At 44.1% G+C, this 4,623-nt stretch carries 3 protein-coding genes, 1 pseudogene and 1 CRISPR repeat array; of the genes and pseudogenes, 2 read left to right on the forward strand and 2 right to left on the reverse strand.

Annotated features, from left to right (window positions below; genetic code table 11):
- Positions 1–165 precede the first annotated feature (165 nt).
- Positions 166–573 (forward strand): hypothetical protein, encoded by a 408-nt coding sequence (locus tag IM507_RS23170; RefSeq protein WP_002779055.1) that lies wholly within the window; start codon positions 166–168, stop codon positions 571–573.
- 5 nt (positions 574–578) lie between these two features.
- Entirely contained in the window at positions 579–2,243 is a 1,665-nt protein-coding gene (locus IM507_RS23175) for an RAMP superfamily protein (RefSeq protein WP_287637814.1), read from the forward strand.
- Between the two features lie 101 nt (positions 2,244–2,344).
- A CRISPR array of direct repeats spans positions 2,345–2,674; the repeat unit is 34 nt; unit sequence CCTTACCTATTAGGTCAAATAGGATTAGTTGGAA.
- A 127-nt stretch (positions 2,675–2,801) separates the two neighbouring features.
- On the opposite strand, the pseudogene IM507_RS23180 reads toward IM507_RS23175, so the two are convergent.
- Together IM507_RS23180 and IM507_RS23185 are read right to left on the reverse strand one after the other, a co-directional pair.
- Positions 2,802–3,279: pseudogene (locus tag IM507_RS23180) on the reverse strand (IS1634 family transposase); the annotation flags it as partial.
- Between the two features lie 112 nt (positions 3,280–3,391).
- The coding region (locus tag IM507_RS23185) for an Ig-like domain-containing protein (protein ID WP_287637815.1) at positions 3,392–4,623 on the reverse strand (1,232 nt) is incomplete at its 5' end.

Below are 4,623 nucleotides of genomic sequence, written 5' to 3' on the forward strand. Positions count from 1 at the left end.
AGAGCAAGTTTCTTTGTTCTATGTTAAGATGTTGGTGGCTCATTTTGGGTCTGATTTGTTTTTGTTAATGATCAGACAGTACCTGATGAGCCTTTCTTTGTCAACTCTTGAGGTTGATGCGTTTCATTTTTGAATTGGCGCAATAATTACATTTTATCTAATATTATGGCTTGGAAAGAATACAATCTCGATCGCATTGCTCAGAAATTAGTTCTCGCTGCCAAACTACGAGACCGAGATTCTCTCAATCAATCTTTTAAAATGCGTGAATCCGTTTCCTATGGACTAGAAAGATTCTGGGGTGAACATCTGCGCTTACAATCCAAGGAACCCAATAAGGCACAATACTGGAAAGAAACTTGGGATAAATTAGTCGAAACCATGGCAGAAGCGGGGATTCCTATCCCTAACGATACCGTACAGGTAAATGATACCGAATCTGTTCAAGTAATGGCAGAAAAACTCTGGGAATTAAAGCTAGAAGACCAGAGAATTACCCTCGCTGTTTTAACGCAACTATGCGATTGTTTAGTTTGGTGGACTCAAAGATATAAAGGAACAAAGGAGCGATAAATTATATGGTTAATATTCCCGATATTGGTGACAAAATCCCCCTGATGTTTCGCGCACAAACCAAAGGGCGATCGCAATTACAATATATTGACTCTAAAAAAGATGAAAATGATAGCCAAAAATGGGTAAAGGAATGGATAGAACGAGTCGATGAAAATCCTCCCCAATTTGGTCAAGAAGTAAAAACCAAAGAATATCAAATATCGTGGCGATTCGTCACTAATGGGGGACAAGATGAAGGAATAATTCGGCCTGTAATGGGTGCTTATGGCATACCATTTTATCCCGGTTCCAGCATGAAAGGAGCCTTTTGTCAAGCTTGCACCCCCGAACAAAAACAACGTTATCACCTCGAAAAAGATAGCGATAACCCTAGTCTTTTGCGCTTCCATGGCGGTTATCCCGTTAATGATTGGACGGAAAATCTTTTAGATATTGTTCACCCGCAACAGGGATGGCAAGTAAAAACCCCAAACACTCGACAAAAACCCAGTGGAGAAAGTGGTTTTGCTTTAATTTCTCTCTATCAACCTACCCTAAAATTTGGCATTTCTACCTCAATAGAACAACCCGATTGGGAGGAGATTTGGACTATCTGGGAAAGAGCTTTAGAATCTGGTCTAGGATGCCGTGTTAGTAGCGGTTACGGCTTACCAAAAGACATTAAACCTTCAAAAGAACCTTTATATAAATGTTTTCTGAAAGGGCAAGGAATGGCTCCTAAAAGCCTCGATGGTGCAAGGGAATTTCGACCCAATATTTTTCGAGGAGCAATTCGCGGTCATGCCTTGCGTATTTTTGGCGGTTTAACTGATGCTAAAAATGCCGAAAAGTTAGTTAATCAGCTATTTGGAGGAATTGACGGAGAAGCAACCCAAGGTTTACTAGCGGTCGATTTTTGTGTCAACTCTCTAGAGTTAGGAACCTTTGCCAAGGGTTACAAGGAACCCACCTACACAGTAACAGGAGAATTGCGCTGGATTCTCACCCAATCCCAATCTCTCCCCGAAAACCAGCAAGAATGCTTAAAAAAATTAATTTGTTTTCTCACTCGTTTTGCCATGTTATTAGGAGGATTTGGTAAATCATGGCGACGAGCAGATCATAGTATTTTCTATGAGGATTATTATCCCAATAAACCCTTAATTGGCTGTCATTGGCAATGGGGGGATAAAAGTTCTTTAATCAACGATAATAAAGTCATAGATTTAACTCATGTTCATCCCTTTATCAAAGATGTTCGCACTATTGCTAAACAATGGATGTCCTTACAACAAAATATCCCCATAACTCCCGATAATAGTGCTAACTGGCGAGAAAGTTGGCATCCTAAAAATGTCGAAGTTTGGGGAAGAATTGCCGAAGATAAAGATGATTCCCTGTCCATAAAATGGCTTCACAAAGCCTATCAAAAATTGGATAATTTAAGTATCTATAAAACCTCGGTGACAGGAAGTATCGATCAAATTGGTTGTCTTTGGCATCGAATGTATCCCCTTGTGAATATTATCACTACTGAACAGGGCAAAAAAAGACCGAAAGACACCTATAAATATCTAGAATTATTAACAATTTTTCCTGATGACTCTGATGATTGTGCTTATTTTCTAGGTTTTCTAGACGAGAATAATGGTCAAGCGGGAAAATTTCAAAAACTTTGGCCGAAATAATCCCGTTTATAGTTAAGTACCTAAGCAAAATTAATGACAAATTAGGATTAGTTGGAAACATAAAGAGTAAGGCTAATTCATTAATTAGCCTTACTCTTATCCCTTACCTATTAGATCAAATAGAATTAGTTGGAAATCACTTTTTATCGAATCTAATTCTAGGTGGTGGACAATCCTTACTTATTAGGTCAAATAGGATTAGTTGGAAACGCAATCGCCTCGGGGTTCGTAATGACCGGAAACCCCACCTTACCTATTAGGTCAAATAGGATTAGTTGGAAACAGTTTAGAAACGGTATATTTTGACATATAACCGTTCTTTCCTTACCTATTAGGTCAAATAGGATTAGTTGGAAACAACTCTATCTCTGGACGGTTCCAGAAATAAGTATTTCTGCCTTACCTATTAGGTCAAATAGGATTAGTTGGAACCTAAAAAAGTAGGGCTAATTCCGGAATTAGCCCTACTCTTATCTCTTACCTATTACTGGACTTCCCTGTTGACAAAAGGCCATAACCTGTGCTGTAGGAGGGATTAAAAGAATTTCCGCCGCCCCGTTACTGGGTACAAATTAGGGAAACCCCTAATAAATCTAACGCATGATTGTTGTAGTTCAGTCGGTCAAGTTATCTTAGAAAAACGATAACTTCCTTCTCTAATCGTACATTCTACTGTATGCAAGCAAATTGTCCCCAGGTCTTCCAACAAAGTCCGAAAACTATGCACAGGGAGGTTTTCTTGATTCCGTTTTTTTCTCTCTTTAGATTGAGCGGATTCACTGCGACTAGCTTTAATCACATTCAGAGAACTATCATCAATTTCTTCATCCTCAAATAACCAAGGAGCCAAGCACTGTTTTAAATGCCATTCCACATAATAAGCCAACATACACAAAAAGATATGGGCTTTGATTCTATCACCCTGATAATGATAGATAGGACGCACCTTTAAATCAATTGACTTATAACAGCGAAATGCCTCCTCCACTTGAGATACACTTTTATAAGCTTTAACCGTTGTCGCTGCATCCATCAACATTTACTACCAAATCATTACCAGCAGGTGCAGAGCAGAAGAAGTTAAGAACATTCCCCGCAATAATGGCCAGCAGTGGCCGGAGAAATAAGGCGGGGAATGCCTGCTTGAGCTAGAGGTTCTGGAACAGTACGTTGGTGTTACTGAGAGTAGGAGATCCCGTCAACGTGACGATCGCCAACGGACTGAAGGTTGATCCCGCGGAACCATCGGCATCGTAGGAGAGTACCCCGCCGCTGTAGGTGAGGTAGCCAGCTGCAAGGGCGTCGGTATAGTTTGTGGTTCCCAAAGACACGCTACCCAAGGACGTGAAGGCGCTGGCACCAGTGGTATTGAACACGATGGTGTCGGTATCGCCGGAAATTGCACTGAAATTGGTAATCACATCCTGCCGGTCGTAGATGCTCAGGAACTGGAAGGTGTCGTTGCCGCCGCTACCAGCGAGGGAATCATTGCCGAACCCGCCGACGATGGTGTCATTACCATTACCACCATTGATGATATCATTGCCAGATCCGCCGTAGATCAGATCAAAGCCGCCGATTCCGCTGATGGTGTCGTTGCCGGTGCCGCCCCTGATAGTGTCGTAGCCGTTGCCGCCGTCGATGATGTCGTTGCCGTCGCCGCCATTGATGGTGTCAGTGCCTTCGCCGCCATTGATGGTGTCATTACCGGTTGATCCGGTGATGGAATCCGCTCCAGCTGTACCTGAGCCAATCACACTGCCGCCTCCAGACGGACCATCATTCGGGTCAGGACCGCCGCCCACGGTCATAGCGATGTTGGCCGAATTGGCAACACCCTGGTTGCCAGCGGTATCGAAATAGCCATTGGACACCGCCACTGTTCCCGTTGGCGACTGGAAGTTGGTGGCAGTGAACGTGGCGGTGTAGCTGCTGCCGCTGCCGGTGAAGTTGCTCAGCACCCCGTTGGTCAGGGTCACGTCGCTGGCGGCGAAACCGCTTACGGCTTCGCTGAACTGGAAGGTAACTGTAGTGCTAAAGTTCTGGCCAGTGAGCAGTTGGCTGGCAAAGTTGATGCCCACTGTCGGATTGAGCGTATCAATCGTCACCGTATCCGAGCCGGCTCCACCATCTTTGCCCGCCACGTCGGTGTAGCTGGCCGCTGCCACGGACACCGAGCCGGTGGTTTCCACCGCATCGTCGGCCGTGAAGATGGCCGTATAGCTGCTGCCATCCACCAGGGTGAAGTCGCTCAGGGTTCCACCGCTGACGTTCACATCACTGTTGTCAAAACCGGCGACATCTTCGCTGAACTCAAAGGTTACCAGAGAACTGTTATCGCCGTCGTTGAGGGAAGGATCAACGATATCGACTGCGAGGG

This window comes from Microcystis sp. M20BS1 (assembly GCF_020245305.1).
In the GTDB taxonomy this organism is placed as follows: Bacteria; Cyanobacteriota; Cyanobacteriia; order Cyanobacteriales; family Microcystaceae; genus Microcystis; species Microcystis ichthyoblabe_A.

Coding starts and splice junctions, on each gene's coding strand:
- IM507_RS23170 (WP_002779055.1), top strand. CDS start 166: ATGGCTTGGAAAGAATACAATCTCGATCGCATTGCTCAGAAATTAGTT.
- IM507_RS23175 (WP_287637814.1), top strand. CDS start 579: ATGGTTAATATTCCCGATATTGGTGACAAAATCCCCCTGATGTTTCGC.